This is a genomic window from Streptomyces sp. NPDC043726 (genome assembly GCF_056436565.1).
The window spans coordinates 77,684-95,828 of the sequence record NZ_JBWKCI010000015.1 but is presented as its reverse complement, the minus strand read 5'-3'; the positions used below and the strand labels follow the sequence as shown (position 1 = coordinate 95,828).

The following is an 18,145-nucleotide window of genomic DNA, read 5'->3' as shown; positions in this document are numbered from 1 at the left end:
GATGAGGCCCGGACGGAACCGCCCCTGCCGGGGGCGTCCAGGGCCGGGCGGGCGCCTTTAGTACGCTGACAGGCGCCCGAGCGCCTGCGAAAGTGTGACTGTGACTGCCTTCCGCCGCCATCCAGAGCCCGCCGAGGTCGCGCGTATGACGACCACGGCCGCCGAGCTGCTGGAAGTCGTGTGGGGCCGGGCCTCCACGGCGCCCGCATCGGCGTCCCAGCTGCGCGTGCTGCACATCCTTGAGCACCACGACGGGATCAACCTGCGCTCCCTCGCCGAGTCCCTGGCGTCCACTCCGCCGTCCACCAGCCGGTTGTGCGACCGGCTGCACGCCGCGGGACTGATCGAACGAGCGGTGAGCGCGGAGAGCAGGCGTGAGGTGCAGCTGCACCTCACCGGCCCGGGCCGCACCTTCCTGGCCGAGCTGCGCGCCCGCAGGGAGACAGAGGTGAGGAAGGTGCTCGCGGACATGCCCGCCGCGAAGCGGATCGCCCTGCTCGAGGGCCTGGAGGCCTTCTGCGCCACCGCGTCGACGCAGATACACCACGACGCCGCGGATCGGGACACCCGAACCGCCTGACCATCGGCCGATGGCGTCGATGGCACCCTCGCCGGCATTCCTCGTCCTTCCTCACGCACGTCCGACATGCAACTCTGTTGCCTCATGACTACTGTCGTCAAACGACAACAGTGCCGGGGGCTGGCTACCCCTGATGGCGGGTACCCAGATGTACCCGTCTTGTGCACGCCCAGTGAAAAATTCTCGCCCTTGCTCCGCGCCACACCCCGCTCACCCTCCGCCCCCGCCCAGGTCAGCGACGCGCGGCCCAGCCTGCGAAGCCCTCGACGGCGTCGGCGACGGCATGGAACCTCAGCGAGTGGAAGAGGTCGAAGCCGTGCTGGGTACCGGGGAGCTCGGCGAAGACGACCGGGGCACGAGAGGCGCGGGCCAGATCATCCGCGAAGCGGCGGGCGTCCTCCACCAGGGCCAGGGTGTCCAGGGTGCCGTGCACGATCAGAAACGGCGGCGCGGCGGTGTGAACATGGGCGTGCGGGGTGGCGGGTGCGCGCGACGCGCCTGCGGTTGCCGGCCCGTAATAGCCGTATAGCCCAATCGCGCCCGATACGAAGTCGTCGGTCAGCGCGAGGGTCGCGGCCAGGTGGGCGCCGGCCGAACCTCCGGCGACGACCACGCGGGCCGGATCAGCACCCAGTTCGTCGGCGTGGGCGCGCAGCCAGGCGATCGCCCGTTCCGCGTCCGTGAGGGCCTCGCCGTAGGGCGTTCGCAGCCGGTAGTTCGCGCTCGCGCACACCCAACCGTGGGCGGCCAGGCGGTAGAGCAGCGGTCGCGCGCCGAGAAGCTTGCTGCCCGTCCGAAATCCCCCGCCGTGGAAGTACAGCAGGATCGGGGCGCCCCGACGCCGGCCACCGCGGGAGACGTAGACGTCGAGACGCTGGGCACGGTGGCCGCCGTACCGCCGGTTGCGGAGTCGGCGGACGCCGGGCCGCCACGCCACCAGCGGCAGCAGCAGAATCCGCAGGAGCGGCGGTCGGCTGCGGGGCATCGGGATTCCCGGCCCGGCCGCGAGGGCCGCCTCCAGAACGCCCCGCGCCGAGCGCGCCCGGACGGCGAGCGCGACCAGACCCGAGGCCGGGACCGCGGTGAGTGCGATCGCGAGCCACCACATGGGCGCACCGACCGAGGTCGTCAGCGCCGGGAAGGTACTGGCGGCCAGGAGGGCCAGGCCGAGGAACGGCTGTTCGTTGAGGAGGTACCCGAGCCAGAACCACGGGTTCGACGGGCTCGAATGCCGTGGCATGGGGGGCCTGAGCGCGGCGAACGTGCACAGCGCGAGCAGTGCGACGGAGATGAGAAAGTCGCCCGGCACGGCTGATCACCCGGCCCGGTCTCAGACCTCAGCCGGTGAACGCATCGCTGATCACCTGGGACGCGTACCAGAGGCAGCCGCCAAGGACAGCGAGCCCGACGAGCGCCAGGACCATCGTCATGCCGCGCATCGCGAGGGACTCGCGCACGACGGCCCGGGAGGGGTCGCCCGGATCGTAGGTGATCTCGAGCCGCCGTTCGTGGCTGGTGGTGGTGTGGAAGTGGCTCTCACCGCTGGTGTCCGTGTAGCGGTACACCCGCATCCGGTCGGCGTTGTGCGAGAACCGCGCGCTCACCGTGATGCCGCCCCTGCGCAGGCGGTGGGAGCGGTACAGGCTCCTGCCGGGCAGGAACGCCGTCGGCCAGCCGATGAGAATGCCGAGGTACGCGGGCACGAGCATCGCCGAGTAGCGCGCTCCCCCCGCCACGCCCACGGCCACCATCAAAGCCACCGCACCGACAAGCAGCGCGATCACGGCCGCGCTTCCAGCGGTCAACCTCCGGCCCTGGATCCCCACGGAGCGGATGCTGACGAGCGAGGAGCCGTCGGCACGCGGCTCCCCCGGTCCCCGCTGCGGCAGGAGACGGTTCACTGCGTCGGCGAACGTGGTGACCGCCGCCGCGCTGCCGTCCTCGACGCAGTGCACGTGCGGTGCGGCGCCGTCGGGCCTGGTCAATTCGATCGCGGCGCGCCGCCCGTCCACCGTGACCCGCTCGATCGCCGTGAGCGGTATGGCCACTTCCTCGCCCGCCCGCTCCAGCACCACGCCGTCATGAACCAGCCGCGCCACGACACCACCGCCACGCAGAACTAGCTGAGGTGTCGTCATCTCGACCCCCAACTGGATTGCCGCACACCGCAGATCCCCATCTCCGCCCCCCCAGTGCATTCGATCAAGGCGGATCCTAGAAGGGTCCGACCGGGAAGTGAAGGAGCGCCGAACCAGCCGCGGGACCAGGAGCACGGCAGCGGGTCGTCGTGGAAGTGGCGCAGGGCGGGCAGCACCGCGCGCACGGCGTCCCGGTTGTCCGCGCTGTCGCAGTCGAACGATGTCCGCGATGAGTAGCAGGTGGGGCGGGACTGGTTCCCGAGGTCGTTCATCAGCTCGGCGAGGAAGGGCACCGCGGGTGCCGCCGCGGTCAGTCCGGCGCTTGGAGACCAGGCTGGTACAGGTCTCGGACCGCGTCCGCGGCCGGACCAGTACGAATCCCCGTCGACGCCGTCCAGACGCAGCTGCAGTTGGGTGTCCGTCCAGTCCAACCGGGGCCGTTCCGCGAACTGACCGTAGTCGATGATCTCTGCCGCCCCGGCATCGTGCGAGCGTTCCCACCGACGGCTGGATTCGTACCCCGTTGCACACCGGACGCCCACACTCGACCAACACCCGGTTCTGGTGGGCTCGTTCAGGCGGCGGCCCGGGAATCGGCCCGCAAGGGGGCGAGTGCGGTGCTCCACGCGATGATCTGGTCCAGCAGCGTGTCCAGCGCGGTGGCACTGTGGCCGGTCGGCTTGAAGGCGGTGTAGTTCTCGAACTCGGTCATCAGCGACAGCGTGACGGGATGGCTCACGACGGCCATCTCCAACGCGCCGCAGATGAGCCGTAGTTGCTGAGCCGCGCAGGCGCCGCCGCTGACGCCGTAGGAGACGAACCCGACCGCCTTGTTGTTCCATTCCGCGTAGAGGTGGTCGAGGGCGTTCTTGAGCACGCCGGAGGTGGAGCGGTTGTACTCGGGCGTGACCATCACGAATCCGTCGAACGAAGCGATCCTGTCCGACCAGGCCCGTGTGTACGCGTGCTCATAGTGGCCGTGCAGGGCCGGCATCGGCTCGTCCAGGTGGGGCAGCGGGTGGTCGCGCAGGTCGATCAGCTCGAACTCGGCGTCGGTGCGGCGCGACGCGGTGTCCTGGACCCACGTGGCGACCTGCTCGCCGTTGCGGTTGGGGCGGGTGCTGCCGAGGATGATGCCAATCCTGAGCATGTTCGATTCTCCAGTTCTGTCGGTCGGTCGTAGCGGTGTCAGTGAGCGTGCGTGGCGCGCGGGGGTACGAAGCCGGTCAGGGGGCTCTCGTCGAGGTAGCGGATCTCGTAGACGCGTTCGGTGAACCGCCAGCCGTCCGGGGTGCGCCGGTAACGGTCGTGGTAGATGGCGTAGTTCACCCCGGAGCGGCCGTCGCGGCCGCGCCCGACCTCGGACATGTACGCCCGGCCGGACGCGATGTCGCCGTCGAGGCGGATCACGCCCGGATGGGTGTTCTGCACCAGGAAGTCCACGAGATCCGGCACCCGTCGGCCCCAGGCGCGGATCTGCTCCTGGCCGGACATCTCGGCGGGGATGTCCGGCATCCGCCACACGGCGTCCGGGGTGAACAGCGACGCGACTCGGTCGTAGTCCCGCATCATCACCGCGTCGGTGAACTCACCGCGCAGCGCCTCGATTTCGACGCGGTCCACGATCGCTCGAAAGTCGTCCATCGTTCCTCCCTGTCGCCCCCCACAGGGGATGCTGTGCCGTTGTCAGCAGTACGACGGCGCAGCTCCGCGGAATGTGAGGCGAGACGCCGGACCTCACATTGCGGTGCGCTGCCTCGTCGGTTTGGTGAGGGCGATGCCGACCGACGCCGGGTAAGGGGAGAGCCGTGACCACCAGTGACGATCAGAGCCTGAGCGCGATCATGAGCGAGCGGCGTCATCTGATCAATCTCGCCTACCGGTTGCTCGGCTCGCTGGCCGAGGCCGAGGACGCCGTCCAGGAGACCTACGCCCGCTGGTACGCCATGTCCCGTCCGCAGCAGGACGCCATTGCCTCGCCCGGCGCCTGGCTGACGAAGGTCGCGGGCCGCGTCTGCCTGGACCTGCTCGGCTCGGCGCGGGCCCGACGGGAGCGATACGTGGGTGAGTGGATCCCCGAGCCCCTGCCCGAGCCCCGCCATTGGACCATCGGACCTGCGGGGGGCACCCCACCCGACGACCCGGCCGACCGCGTGACCCTCGACGAGTCGGTCAGCATGGCCTTTCTCGTCGTGCTCGAGTCGATGACCCCGGCCGAACGCGTCGCGTTCGTCCCGTCAACGGCCGGGCCGGGCTGATCGCCCAGCACGACGGCCGTACCGTGGCGGTGTACGCGTTCGACTTCGCGGGCGATCGGATCACCCATATCTGGGCCGTCCTCAACCCCGAGAAACTCCGGCCCTGGACGACGGGCTGATTCGTCGAGTCGGCCTACGACGGCCTGAACACACCGCCGGGGTCAGCGTCGGCGATCTCGGCCAGTTCGTCGACGCCCAGATTTCCGAGGGTCACATTTGCGTGGATCCCGGTCACGAAAATCGAGCCGCCTTCCGCCTGGTGCCCTCAGTCCGAGCGCTCGGCGGCGCCGTAATAGCCGTGACCCATCCGGTACTTCATGGCTTCGGTGCCGTGCGCCTGAATGTGTCCGAGCAACCTCGACCTCAGTGGCTCGGGCAGTTGCCGTCCGTGTGAGCGCGTCCATTCGATGGATACGAAGAGCTCGGCCGCCCCGTCGAGTTGCGCCGGGTTCAAGGGCTGCTTGGAAGACGCGGTCAGGATGAGGGCAGCGTCCTCGGCGAGGAGCCGGCGCTGGACCACCGCGTCGTACCACATCTGGCCGCCCTCGGACTCCCTGGAAGCGATCCCGGCCCAGGCCAGCAAGGCGCGGACCCGCTCGATCCCGTCGGGGTGGTTGCGTCGTAGGAGAGCCGCGAGCCTGTCCTCGGACTCCCTGAGCCGGCGTGACCAGCCTTCATAGTCGTGATCCGGCGGTGCGGCCACCACTGCGGCCACGTCGGTGAGCCCCGCGGGTGCGGCCTGGACCCAACGCCTCCGGCGCTGCTCAGCCTCGGCAGCCCGCACGGCCGACTCCGCCTGAACCTCCCGCGATCCGGTCAGTCCTCGCTTCGCCAGCCACTCGGTGAGTGCCGGACCATCGCGCAGATCGGCGTCGTGATCACCCAGCCCGCGGAGACCGGACTGGTGGTGCAGAGTCCAGCAGGCGATGAGCCGGCCGTTCACGGCGTGCACCCTGATCGTGGGCCAGCCTCTGCACCGGCACCGGTCACCGTTGCCGCCGTCCACGATGGCCAGCAGCCGGGCCAGGTCCGCGATGTCGTCGCCGGTCACCACGGTCCGCGCCCGGTCGGCGATCTCGGCCTCGTCGGGCGGCGCGTCGACGATGACGACGTGGCCGGCACGGCTGAGCACATCCCGCAGACGCGCGTTCGTCGGCGCGCCCTCACTCCTGGCCGCTGTCCCCTTGTCGATCACGGCCGAGAGGATATCGGGGCCAGTGAGTCCACACGCGTTCGTGCCCGCTCCTACCCGGAGTCCCGGCCGCCGGCGATGTCGTCCGCCCGGGACACGAAGCGGACGGTGTGGTCCGTCACCCGGTAGAGGAAGGCGCCCGCGTCCTCGCGAGCCACGAAGAACTCGTTGTCCGCGTCGAAGCTCACCTTGCGGGTGAGGCCCTGCCAGGGGTGGCGCAGCAGTTCGGCGCGGAGGGCGGTGCGGGCGTCCTCGCCGGCCGCGGTCAGGCCGTGGACGGCGAAGCGGACCGCGTCGTAGGCCTCGGCCGCCCAGGGCGCGGGGGCCGTGCGGTAGCGGGCGCGGTGGGCCGCGGTGAACGCTTTCATACGGGGGTCCGCGACGGCGTCCGTGTAGCCGGTGCCGATCAGCCAACCCTCCGCCTGGGCGAGGAAACGGGCGCCGAGCACATGCTCGTCCGCCAGGCACGGGCCGCGGTACCCCGCCTCCCGCAACGCCTGAGCGCAGGACGCGGCCCGGTCGGGATCCGTGCCCACGAACAGGACCGCGTCGTCGCGACGGTCGGCGATCCGCCGGGCCACGACCCCGAAGCCGCTGTGCGCCGCGACCTCCTCGGGCGTGACGTCGCCGTCGAGCTTCCCGTACGAGCTGACGCTGCGAATCGTCGGGAGGGTCTCGGCCTCGGCGGTCAGATCGTGGATGACCGCGGTTCGCCCGGGTTTCACCACCCGGTTCAGGTAGCGCAGGATCGCCGGTGGTCCGGCCGTCCTCGTCGGGCGCATCAACAGGGTGGTGGTGAGGTTGACGTTGTCGAGAGCGCTCGTGTCGGCCCGGGTGACGAGGTGGGCCACATCTGCCTGGACGCAGGCCTGCACCGCGGCTGGGACGGTGGCGTTGGTGCCGCTGCTGATCAGGAGAGAGACGGCCGGGTCGGCGGCGAGGGCAGCAGCCGCTGCCGCTGTGCCCTTGGCGGTGCCACCCCCGTCGGCGGTACGCAGCACGAGATCGAAGGCGCGTTTCGAGGCCGCGTTGTGCTCGCTCACCGCGAGCCGGGCTCCGCGTTCATGAGCGAGCCAGGCAGGGTCGGACCGGTCGCCGAGGAGACCGATCACCCGGCGCGGCAATGCTCCCGCGCCGGTCGTGCCGGGCGAGTCGGAGCGGCCCCAACGCCACCAGCTGCCGCCGCCTGCGAGACCGACGCCCAGGACCGCGCCCCCGACGGCCAGCACGCGGCGCCGGGACGTGTGCGGTGCCGTCATCGGCCCGGCGGTGACCGTCACGGCGTCCGCCGCATCCGCGATCGCGGGACCGTCGACGACCGTGCCCTGTGGCACCGGCAGCTCCAGCACCCGCGCCGCGCGGGAGGCCACCAGCGCGGGCAGCCCCTCCGGCAGCCAGGTCCGCGCGTCGAACGGGCCGAAAAGGTCCCGCAGTTCACCGACCGTGGGGCGCTGCTCCGGCTCCTTGGACAGACATCCTCGTACGACGTCGGCGAGCGGGTCGGGCAGCCCGTCCAGGGCGGGTTCCTCGTGCACGGTCCGGTACAGCACGGCGGCCGCGCCGCCCGTGCCGAAGACGGGACGGCCGGTGGCCGCGTGGGCGAGGACACAGCCCAGCGAGAAGACATCGCTCGGCGGCCCCACCGTCCGGCCACGCGCTTGCTCGGGTGAGAGATAGCCGGGAGACCCGACGACCGACCCGTCGGTGGTGAGCGCGGTGACGCCGACCGCGCGGGCGATGCCGAAGTCGATCAGTCGGGGGCCGTCCGCGGTGAGGAGGATGTTGGCGGGCTTCACGTCCCGATGGACGAGCCCGCTGCCATGGACCGCGTCGAGTGCCTCGGCCAGCGCAGCGCCGAGGCACCTCACGTGGGGCGCGGGCCAGGGACCGTGTCGGGCGATGGCCTCGGCGAGGGAGGGACCCGGCACGTAGGCGGTGGCCAGCCAGGGAGAGCGGGCCTCGGGGTCGGCCGCGAGGACGGGCACGGTCCAGCGGCCCGTCAGCCGTGCCGCCAGTTCCGTCTCGCGCCGAAAGCGGGCGCGAAAGCCGGGGTCGTCGGCGTGCTCGGAGCGGATCGACTTCAGGGCGCACCAGGTGCCGTTCGGGGAGCGGGCGAGGTAGACCACGCCCATCCCGCCCGCGCCGAGCCGCGCCGCCAGCCGGTACTCGCCGATCACGGACGGGTCGGACGGCAACAGCCGGTCCATGGCACACCCTCCTTATCCCGCCTCACTGCATCTCCACCTCACTGCATCTCCGCCTCGCTGCCCTGGCGGTCCCCATCGCGTGACCCCGCGCACGTCGGGGGCGGCCCGCCCTCGACGTCGATGCCGCGCGCTGCGTCGCCGGGGCCGTGCCCGGCGACGGTGCATCAGCCCTGGGCGTCCTCATCGGTTCTCAGGTCCGCGAGCGATCCCAGCTGGCGGAAGCGCCCGTCACGCACCTCGTGCGCGTAGGTGTTGCTCATCCATTCCTCCCCTTCGGCGTTGAACTGGTGGTAGTTGCCGAAGGCGTACGTCCGGCCGATGCCCTGGTACCGGGCCGCGGCCATCCGCTTGCCCAGATCGGCGCGGACCGGCCGGGCGCCGGCCCGTGCGGGCACCGTGCGCGCGAACTCGCCGAGCACCATGCGCACGGAGTCGTACGCCTCCGCGGCGTACGGTTCCGGATCGGCTCCGTAGCGGGAGCGCCAGGCGGCGGTGAACTCCCGTGCCTCCTTGCCGGTGAGTGCCGCCGCGTCGACGGCGGAGTTGACCACGTACCAGCCTTCGCCCGCGGCTCCCGCGCGGCGCGGGAAGTCCGTGCCGTAGAGCAGGTGTGCCATCCAGCGCGGTCCGTCGAACCCGGCCGTGGCCAGTTGCTTCGCCGCGGCGACCGTCGCGTCCAGCGGGCCGAGGTAGGCGAAGGCGGTCACCCCGTCGGCGAGCAGCGCGCGCACCGCCTCCGGGCCGTCGTCGGTCTCCTCGGCCACCACCCGGGGGACGACCTGACCGCCGAGGGTGTCCCGCCATTGGCGGACCAGGAGGGCGGCCTGGTCCTGGATGGTGGTGCCGCCGGAGCGGTCCAGGACCACTCCGATGCGTCCCAGCCGGTTGGTGATCTGGGCGTGCAGCGCGATCCAGCCGCCGAGCGCGCTGTGCGACATGCCGGTCTGGAAGGTCGACTTGGGGGAGGTCAGAAAGTAGTCCTGCTGGCCGGTGGTGCTCGAGACATGGGTCAACCCGGCCTGGCCGTAGACCTTCGCCGCCGCCCGCATCGGGAGTTCGGTGATGGGGCCGAGGACGGCGACGACGTCCCGGTCCGCGGTGAACCGGCCCGCGACGTTCTGGGCGCTGGGCGCGTCGCCCTCGTCCCGCAGCACCCGCACCGTCAGGTCGTACGCGCGCTGGGGAGTCGCGTTGTGCTGGGCGACGGCGAGCCGCGCGGCGCGTTCGCTGGCACGGCTGACGAGGGGGACGGCCTCGGTGACGTGCACGCCCAGGACGTAGACGGGCCGGGCGGGGCCGGGATCCTTGTCCTCGTCGTCGCGGGTGGCGAGCAATGCCGCGGCGCCCGCTCCCCCTGCGGCGAGCAGCAGCGCACCACCGGCCAGCAGCAGGCGGCGCCGGCTCGGGCGCCGGTCGGCATCGTCCTGCGGTTCGCCCGCGGTGGCGGTCGGCGCCGTGGCGGACGCGTCCACCGAGGTCGGCTCGATGTCGGGCAGTGCGAGCCCCTCGGCGGACCGGGCGGCGATCATACGGGTGACCGGGTCGGGCAGTTCGAGTGTGCCGTCCGCGTCGGGCACGGTCAGTGCGCTCCGCAGGTCCGCGGCCGTGGGCCGGTCCGCCGGGTCCTTGGACAGGCAGCGCGACACCAGGGCCCGGGAGTCCTCCGGGATGCCGTCGAGGGAGGGTTCGTCGTGGACCGTGCGGTACAGCAGGGCTTCCGGCGCGCCGGTGCCGAAGGGCGGGCGTCCGGTCATGGCGTAGGCCAGGACGCCGCCGAGGGAGAAGACATCGCTCGCGCCGGTGGCCGGTTCGCCGCGGGCCTGTTCCGGGGAGAGGAAGCCAGGGCTGCCGACGACCATGCCGGAAGCCGTCAGCGCCGTGTCGTCCTCGGCCCGCGCCACCCCGAAGTCGATCAGCCGGGGGCCGTCCAGGGCCAGGAGCACGTTCGCGGGCTTGACGTCCCGGTGGACCAGGCCGGCCGCGTGCAGGTCCGCGAGGGCGTCGGCCAGCAGCCGGCCGAGCGAGCGGGCGGTCGAGGAGGGCAGGGGGCCGTGCTCGACGACGGCCTCGACGAGCGACGGCCCCGGCACGAACGCGGTCGCCAGCCAGGGCTCGGCCGCCTCCGCGTCCGCGTCGAGCACCGGCACGACCCAGCGGTTCGTCACCCGCCGCGCCAGCTCGGCCTCGCGGGCGAACCGGGCCCGGAAGTCCGGGTCGTCGCCGCTCTCGCCGCGGATCACCTTGACGGCCGCGAGGGCGCCGTCGTCGGAACGTCCCAGGTAGACCACGCCCATGCCACCCGCGCCGAGCCGCCGCAGCAGCCGGAAGCCGGCGATGCGGGACGGATCGGCGGGCCTCAGCGGCTCACTCATCGCAGATTCTCCGCATCCTCGTCGCCTTCGGCACTGTCCTTGCCGTCGCTGTCTTCCTGGGCCCGGTTACCGCCGATGCCGTCGATCTCGGCGGCAGTCAGGCCCACGCCCTGCGCCACCTGGGAGGCCATCTTGCTGAGCTCGTCCTCGTCGTATCCCGCTCCGATGCGGTCGGTCGCCGCGATCGTCACCGGACCGAGCCGGTACTTGAACCAGTCGAAGGGCAGTACGCCCTTCGTGCCGTCCACGAGGTACTGGCCGCTCTCCACGAGGTCGTCATCGGTGATCGCGTTGCGCCTCTCGGAGAACGGATCCGCTCGCGAGTACAGGCCCCGCACTCGTTCCGTGGCGTTCAACCGCTGATCCGGGCAGCGCATGGCCTCTTCCAGGGACACGGCCATGTCCCGGCGCGCCGCCGTGGTGTCCCGGTGGACGGTGACCGTGAGGGAGACCTGCACGGCCCCCTTGGCACCGCTCGCCGGGAGCACGAATCTGCGGGTGAGGCTGGCCAGCACCGTGGCAGGCAGCGGCTGCCGCTGCCATACGCAGCTCTCGTCGAGGACGGCCCACTCGGCCGGATCGCTCTCGAACGGCTGCGCCTTGCGGAATCCGGGACCGAAGTCGTCCGGCCGCACGGCCAGTCCGCGTACGAACGCGACCGCCTCGGACCGCGTCCGCGGCGCCAACTCCTCGGCCATGGTGTACGGCTCGTCCTCCGCCGCGGCACTCGCCGAGGCACTGGGACGGTCCGTGCCGCCCGTGCTCTCCGTCGGAGCGGTGGTCGTCCGCTCCTCGGCTTCCGACTCCGGCCCGCTGGTGCACCCGGCCAGCAGCAGCGCTCCGGCCACCGCCGCCGCTGCCGGTCTCCACTCGGTCATCGCAGCCCCCACCGTATGGATGCGGGTCCGCCACCTGACGGCCCGTATGGGAAGCAGCTTGGCGCACCGAGCCTCATCCGAACACCAACTCGAAGTGTCTGCAACGGACTTGGCACATGGACACCATCCGGTCGCGAAGATGTCGTGCGAGCCGCACACTCGGCCACTCGGAAACCGGCAACAAATTCAGCGGCGGTTCTACGAGCGTGGTGATAAACATCCCGCGTGGCAACAACACTTGAGTTCCCCGTTCTGCTCCGGCTCATCGACGAAGGGTCGGTCGCGTTCCGGGCCACCGTGGCCTCCGCGCCCGGCCTCGACCTGCCGGTGCCGACCTGCCCCGAGTGGACGCTGTTCGACTTGGTGCAGCATCTGGGCGGAGTGCACCGCCGCTGGGCGGCCAACGTCGCCGCGGGGCCGGCCGACGGCCCGGCCGCGACCGCCGCGGACGTCCCGGACGCGCCCCGGGAGCGCGAGGCCCTGCTGGCCTGGTCCGCCGAGTCGACGCGACTGCTGCTGAGCGCACTGCGCGAGACGGGGCCCGATGCCGGTTGCTGGACGTGGTGGGGGGCCTCGCAGTCGCCGCAGACCTCCGGTGCCGTCGCCCGGCACCAGGTCCAGGAGGTCACCGTGCACACGTACGACGCCCAGGCCGCCGTAGGAACTCCTCAGCCGCTGCCGGAAGAAGCAGCGCTCGACGGGGTCGACGAGTTCCTGACCACCTGCTGCGCCACCACAAGTGCCTGGCCGCACAAGCCCGCTGAGCTCGACTTCCACGCCACCGAGGGCCGCTCCTGGCGGCTGTCGCTCTCCGCCGACGGCGCACGGAGCACGCTGCTGCCCGCGTTCGGCGAGGCCCCGCCCGCGGCCGACGCCTCCGCCCGGGGCACGGCCGGTGAACTCGTCCTCATGCTGTACAGCCGGATACCGTTCGACTCCCTCCAACTCCACGGCGACCGAGGCATCTTCGACCAGCTGGAGGCCTGGGAGCCGGAGGACTAGGACCGCTGGATCACTGGTCGAGCGATTCGGTGAGCCGGCGCAGGGACGCGTGGGCGGGTGGGCCCCAGGTGGTCTTGCCTCCGGGGCGGCCGTGGACGCCGGCGTCTCCGATGTGGATGCCTGCGAGGGCGCGCAGCACCGCCCACCCCCGTGCGCGGCGCAGGGTCGCGGCGTCCGGGTTCGGTCGGTAGGCCCGGTGGAAGTCGTCGGTGGCGCCGTCGGGGAGCAGGATCCAGGCGGCGGCGAGGTCGCAGGCGGGGTCCCCGGCGAAGAGGTCGCCGAAGTCGATCACGCCGCAGAAGGTGCCGTTCGCGGTGAGGACGTTGGCCGGGTGCAGGTCCCCGTGGAGCCACAGCGGCGGACCTGCCCACTCGGGTGCGGCGGCCGCGTCTTCCCACACCGCGCGCACGGCCTCCGGGTTGTCCACGAGCCCCCGCTGTACGGCAAAGGCGAGCCCGCGCGTGAACGGCTCGGCGGTGTCGGCCAGCGGACCGCCGCGGTCGCGGCCGGTGGGAGCCCCTTCGGGAGCGGGCCGGTGGAGAGCGGTCAGGAAGGCGGCCAGGGTTACGGCCGCCTCGGCGGCGTCTGTCGCGGGCGCACGGTCGGCGGGCTCCCCCGGCACCCAGGTGGTGACGAGCCAGGGCCGTGGGAACCGTGCGGACGGCTCACCGAGGCGCTGCGGGACGGGGATCGGCAGCGGCAGGTGCGGGGCGAGGGCGGGCAGATAGGTGTGCTCTTTGCGCAGCAACGCGTCCGCGGAACGCGTCGCCCAGGGCATCCGTACGGCGAGGTCGTCGCCGAGCCGCCACACCTGGTTGTCCCAGCCGAGCGCGCCGAGTTCGAGGTGGCGGTCCGCCAAGTCGGGCTGCTGCGTGCGCAGTAGGTCCCGGATCAGGCCCTCGGTGATGTCGATCTCGGTGACTGTCATGGGGAGCAACGGTAGTTCCACGACCACGCCTCCATGGTGCAGGCCTCGGCCGGCCTCACCTTCGGCTCAGCGCACGAGCCTCATGCGACGGTCGACCTACGAACGAGGGAGCCGCCTGGCAGACTCGTCGGCATCGACATACGGGGAGGCAGCATCTGATGAGCGAACCCGAGGGCGTGCCCCTCTCCGACTACATCCGCGTACTGCGCGAACAGTTGGAGTCGGCACAGCACGAAGGGGCTGGCCGAGGTGTCAAGTTCGGCGTGGGAACTGTGGAGTTGGAGTTCGAGCTGACGATGACGCGAGAGGCGAGCGCGCGCGGCGGGCTGAAACTGTGGGTGGTCGACGCGGGCGCCGACGGCAAGCACAGCGGCGGCCGGACCCAGCGTGTGCGGATGACCCTCACGCCCACTGACGACGCCGGCCGGCCCCTGTCGGTCGGCGACCGGCTGCCCGAACTCCCGCACTGACGCCCGTGGTGGAGGACGCGCTCGCCGCGCGGTGCGCCGAGATCCTGGTCGAGCAGGACGGAGGCACCGGGTATGCCTCAGGGCTGCGGCTGGCGACATCCCTGGTGGTGACGGCCGGGCACGTGGTCGAGGGTGGCGGGTCGGTCAGGATACGGCTGTCCGGCGGCGCCCCCGACGAGCTCGTCGTCACCGGCCGCACGGTGTGGCGAGGTGCCCGGCTGGACGTCGCGCTCGTCGAACTCATTCCGGACGGCCCCCTGGACGCGATCGCTCCGATGGCCATCGGAGTCGTACCGGACGCGGCGGGCGGACGGCTTCCCTTCACCGCGATCGGCTTTCCACGCCATCAGAGCTGGACCGACACATCCAAGGCGACATGGCGCGACAGCGACCAGATCGACGGTGTGATCCCGCTCGGGTCGAGTGTGAAGCGGGGCCGCCTGCTGCTGCACCGGGCGGACGGCCGCCGCCTGGCAGCGGGCGACTGGAGCGGCTTCTCGGGTGCGGGCGTCGTCTGCGAGGGGGCCGCTGTCGGCGTCGTCGTGGAGTCGGCCCACTCGGGCGCCCTGGAGGCCGTACGCCTTGCTGCCGTGATCGGCGCGTACGAGCCGCGCGCGGACGCCGAGCGCGAGCCTGAGGCCAGTGCCACCGCCGCACGCGAGCTGCTGGCTTCGCACGGCGTCGTGCCGGAGCCCCTGCGCGGGCGGGAGCGGCGCCGCCCGGCCTACGAGGCGATGTTGCGACAGTACGCCGCCCGCTGCGCCGTACTGACCGGCCGCGACCGAGAACTCGACGATCTCCTGGCCTTCGCGACCGGCCCGGAGCCCTACCTCATGGTCACCGCCGGTCCCTGGGCCGGAAAGACCTCGCTGGTCACCCATTTCGCCACGCAGCCCCATCCAGGTCTGGACGTGGTGTCCTTCGTCATCTCCCGGCGCGACGGGCAGATGCGAGTCCAACAGTTCCACCGGGCCGTGTGCGACCAACTCGCCGCCCTGCTGGGCGAGTTCCCGCCCGCCGAACCGGACGCCGCAGCCTTCCTCAACCTCTGGGCACGCACGACACGGATCCCCGGACGGTCCCTGCTGCTGGTCGTCGACGGGCTGGACGAGAACGACCACCGAGAGCTGGCCGAGCCCAGCATCGCCGCGCAGCTTCCGACCGCTCTCGGTCCGGCGGCACACGTCCTGGTGACGAGCCGCCATGCCGACGTGCCGCTCGACGTGGACGGCAGCCACCCGCTGCGTACCTGCCGACGCCAAGTACTGACACCGTTCCCCGCTGCCACGAGCATGCTCCTGCGCGCCCGCCAGGAGCTGGATCACGTCCTCACCGAGCCGGTCCCCCGTGCCGTTCTGAGTGCTCTGACGGTCGCCGGCGGCGCGCTCAGCAGCAGGGACATCGCCTCGATCGTCGACGGCTCCGCGCTGGTGATCCGCAGGACCCTGGAGCGGGGGCTTTCCCGAGTCGTGGAGCCGCGCCCCGGTACGCCGACCCGGTACACCCTCGCCCATGACACGCTGGCCGTCGCCGTCCAGGAGGACCTGGAACCCGAGGAGTACACGCAGGCCCGCACGGCCATCGACGGCTGGGCCCTCGGCTTCGCCGCGGCCGACTGGCCCGATGACACACCGGAGTACTTGACCGAGGCGTATCCGACCCTGCTGCTCACCGAAGGTGCCGGCCGGACCCTGGCCGCCCTGGCCTCCCCAGCACGCCGCGCCCTGCTGCGCTGCCGGACCGAGGGAGAACTGGCCGCGCTGTCCGAACTCTCCAACGCGGCAGGCCTCCTCGAGACGGCACCCGACTGCGACCTCACCCTGCTGACCCGGATCTCGCTGCTCCGCAGGCGCGTCGAGGACGACAACTTCACCCTGCCCGCCACGTATCCACTCCTGCTGGTACGCCTCGGCCGAACCGAAGAGGGCGTCCAGCTCGCCCGAACCCTGCAAAACAGCTACCTGCGGGCCGACGCTCTGCTGGCGGTCGGCGAGCACCTGTTGGGCATTCAGCCCGTCGAGGCACGGAACCTCATCGACGAAGCCATGGCCGTACCGGGCAGGCTGCCCCTGGAACAGATGGAACACACGGTCCGCGCAGCCCTCGCGCTGGCCCGGCACGACGAACCAGGCGCCGCCGACATCGCTCGCCGGGCTGTCATGGAGAGCGGCGACGAACTCGGCTGGTCCCTCGCCGGTGCCGCCGAGGCACTGGCCGAGATCGATCCCACGCTGACCCGGTCCCTCATCGAAGAGGCCGTCGCACACGCCGATACCGAGGACCGCCCCGACTTCTGCGGCCTCCTCGCGCCCGCGTTCGTCGCTCTCGGCGCGCTGGACCGCCTCCTCGAGCACATCGCCGAACTGGACCGGGCCGGAAGGAGACAAGCCCTTCTCACCGCCTGCGGCGAGCACTTCGCCAAGGGCGGTCGTCGCAGCGTACCCGAGGCACTCCTCACCGCCCTGAACGAGGAGTTCCCCGACTCCGAACTCGTGGAATCGGCCGCCTACCAGGACGAGGACCGGGCCCGCCGCCTGCTCGCCCTGCCCGCCTCGGACTCCCCCGGTCTCGATCTGACCGAGCTCACCTACACCGCCCTGGCCGCCCACGGCGTCGATCCCCGACAGCCCGGCGCCTCCGACGAACTGCTCGCCGACGCCGCGAAGTCCGCCCGGGCCAACGGTCATCTGTCGCTGGCACTCTCCCTGGCCCAGGACATCGCCGACCCCGACGTCCGTGCCGACCGGCTCACGGAGATGGCCCTGGCGCTGCTCGACTCCGATACTTCTCAGGACACTCCGTCCGTGGTACGCGCGGTGGAGGCGGCCATCGACGAGACCAGGAGTGCTCCCTGGCCCACCGTCCTCGCGGCCTTTGCCCGGGCCGCCGACACCTCAGGCCGGCCTGACCTGGCGACGACGGCCCTGGACCTGGCCGTCGAGGCGGTACTGCGGAACGACGACGACGCGAGCGCCAAGTGGGATGCCGAGGCTGTGGCCGGCGCAGCGGTCCGGCTCGGACGCCTCGACCTCGCTCTGGGGATCGCGGCGGTGTTCGAGGCTGAGGAGCTCGACCGCATCGACATCCTTTTGAGCACCGCCAAGAGCATCGAAGCGCACAGCGATCGCCACGCGGCCGACCTCGACCTGCTCATCTCCCAGGTCACAGAGGGCATCGCAAAGTCGACGGACCCTCGCGTGACCGGCTGGCGGACCCGGATCGCTGGCGAGCTCTTCTCCCTGTGCCTCCGCACCGGGCGCGCCGCCGCCCCGGCCCTCGGACTGCCCGGGACCGACCTCCCCGGACCCACCCACCAACTGCGCGCCTACCTGCTGTCGGACGACATCCCCGCGGCGATCTCCCTGATCCGCGAGTCGGCCCTCACCGTGTCTGCGGGTTCCCCGCAGGAACGCGCCCGCCGACGGGAGCTGACGGCCGCGATGATCGTCGAGATGTGCGACGCCGGCCAGCAGGATGTGTGCCGAGACATCACGGCTGACCTCGCCGCGACCGCGGACACGGACGGAGCGCCGGCCGACGGACTCTGGGCCCACCCCTGGCTCGCCGTGGCCTGCCAGGCCACCGACCTCACCGATGACTTCGCTCGCCTCATGGGAACGCTGCGGCATGCCGCGCTGGTCACGGGCACCCACTACGGGACGAACTCCGTGCCGCTGGAAACAGTCGTGCGCCTGCGCCTGTGGAATCGCTACCACGCCGAAGCCCGGCGACTGAGTCAGGTACTGGCCGAGGCTGCCCTCACGAGCATGGTCGAGGCGATGGCCGCCGCGGGCCTGCAGACCGAAACCCTGCCCCTCATCGAAGACCTCCAGGAGTACGACCCCCACTGCCTGGCCCTCGCCTCGGCCGTGACGACGCCGCCCTCCGTCGATCTGGTCAAGCGCTCCCTGGCTGGTGGCTTCGCCGAGGCCGTCATAGCACCCCTGACCGCCTTGGAACCGGCGTGCCTGGAAGAGATCGCAGCCCAGCTGGGAGTGCTCCGGCCACCCGCCGAACAGAGGCCGCTTCGAGCCCTCGGGAACAACTGAGCGCGCGAATCGGCTGTTCCGGCGAGTTGGCCACGAAGGCCCGATCACACCGAACCCATCGGCAGCATCCC

13 protein-coding genes and 1 pseudogene are annotated in these 18,145 nt (G+C 71.7%); 5 read left to right on the top strand and 9 right to left on the bottom strand.

Annotated features, from left to right (window positions below; translation table 11 throughout):
* Positions 1-145: 145 nt before the first annotated feature.
* On the top strand, positions 146-580 hold the full coding sequence (locus AC068Z_RS35090) for a MarR family winged helix-turn-helix transcriptional regulator (RefSeq protein WP_478565150.1): 435 nt from the start codon (positions 146-148) through the stop codon (positions 578-580).
* A gap of 232 nt (positions 581-812) precedes the next feature.
* On the opposite strand, the gene AC068Z_RS35085 is transcribed toward AC068Z_RS35090, so the two are convergent.
* The 4 genes from AC068Z_RS35085 to AC068Z_RS35070 form a co-directional block, all read right to left on the bottom strand.
* A complete protein-coding gene (locus tag AC068Z_RS35085) occupies positions 813-1,889 on the bottom strand; it encodes an alpha/beta hydrolase (RefSeq protein WP_478565147.1) in 1,077 nt (358 codons plus the stop codon).
* 28 nt (positions 1,890-1,917) lie between these two features.
* A complete protein-coding gene (locus AC068Z_RS35080; protein ID WP_478565144.1) occupies positions 1,918-2,679 on the bottom strand; it encodes a DUF3592 domain-containing protein in 762 nt (253 codons plus the stop codon).
* A 613-nt stretch (positions 2,680-3,292) separates the two neighbouring features.
* Entirely contained in the window at positions 3,293-3,868 is a 576-nt protein-coding gene (locus AC068Z_RS35075) for an NADPH-dependent FMN reductase (RefSeq protein WP_478565141.1), read from the bottom strand.
* 38 nt (positions 3,869-3,906) lie between these two features.
* Entirely contained in the window at positions 3,907-4,362 is a 456-nt protein-coding gene (locus tag AC068Z_RS35070; protein ID WP_478565138.1) for a nuclear transport factor 2 family protein, read from the bottom strand.
* 200 nt (positions 4,363-4,562) lie between these two features.
* On the opposite strand from AC068Z_RS35070, the pseudogene AC068Z_RS35065 reads away from it, so the two are divergent.
* Positions 4,563-5,095, top strand: a pseudogene (locus AC068Z_RS35065) (sigma factor).
* Between the two features lie 146 nt (positions 5,096-5,241).
* Here the strand turns inward: AC068Z_RS35065 and AC068Z_RS35060 are convergent.
* The 4 genes from AC068Z_RS35060 to AC068Z_RS35045 all read right to left on the bottom strand — a co-directional run bounded on the left by AC068Z_RS35060 (position 5,242) and on the right by AC068Z_RS35045 (position 11,625).
* Positions 5,242-6,171: a hypothetical protein gene (locus AC068Z_RS35060; protein WP_478565135.1), complete on the bottom strand. Its 930-nt coding sequence runs from the start codon at positions 6,169-6,171 to the stop codon at positions 5,242-5,244.
* 50 nt (positions 6,172-6,221) lie between these two features.
* Entirely contained in the window at positions 6,222-8,375 is a 2,154-nt protein-coding gene (locus AC068Z_RS35055) for a bifunctional serine/threonine-protein kinase/ABC transporter substrate-binding protein (RefSeq protein WP_478565132.1), read from the bottom strand.
* A gap of 164 nt (positions 8,376-8,539) precedes the next feature.
* Positions 8,540-10,747, bottom strand: a complete 2,208-nt coding sequence (locus tag AC068Z_RS35050; protein WP_478565129.1) for a bifunctional serine/threonine-protein kinase/ABC transporter substrate-binding protein — start codon at positions 10,745-10,747, stop codon at positions 8,540-8,542.
* Entirely contained in the window at positions 10,744-11,625 is an 882-nt protein-coding gene (locus AC068Z_RS35045) for a hypothetical protein (RefSeq protein ID WP_478565126.1), read from the bottom strand. The genes AC068Z_RS35050 and AC068Z_RS35045 overlap by 4 nt, the downstream gene beginning before the upstream one ends.
* Before the next feature lie 225 nt (positions 11,626-11,850).
* Between AC068Z_RS35045 and AC068Z_RS35040 the strand changes: the two genes are divergently transcribed.
* On the top strand, positions 11,851-12,627 hold the full coding sequence (locus tag AC068Z_RS35040) for a maleylpyruvate isomerase family mycothiol-dependent enzyme (RefSeq protein WP_478565123.1): 777 nt from the start codon (positions 11,851-11,853) through the stop codon (positions 12,625-12,627).
* A 10-nt stretch (positions 12,628-12,637) separates the two neighbouring features.
* Here AC068Z_RS35040 and AC068Z_RS35035 read toward each other — a convergent pair whose 3' ends face one another.
* A complete protein-coding gene (locus AC068Z_RS35035) occupies positions 12,638-13,555 on the bottom strand; it encodes an aminoglycoside phosphotransferase family protein (protein ID WP_478565120.1) in 918 nt (305 codons plus the stop codon).
* A gap of 158 nt (positions 13,556-13,713) precedes the next feature.
* Between AC068Z_RS35035 and AC068Z_RS35030 the strand changes: the two genes are divergently transcribed.
* Both AC068Z_RS35030 and AC068Z_RS35025 read left to right on the top strand, forming a co-directional pair.
* Entirely contained in the window at positions 13,714-14,025 is a 312-nt protein-coding gene (locus AC068Z_RS35030; protein ID WP_478565117.1) for a trypco2 family protein, read from the top strand.
* 5 nt (positions 14,026-14,030) lie between these two features.
* Positions 14,031-18,074 (top strand): trypsin-like peptidase domain-containing protein, encoded by a 4,044-nt coding sequence (locus AC068Z_RS35025; protein ID WP_478565114.1) that lies wholly within the window; start codon positions 14,031-14,033, stop codon positions 18,072-18,074.
* Positions 18,075-18,145 lie beyond the last annotated feature (71 nt).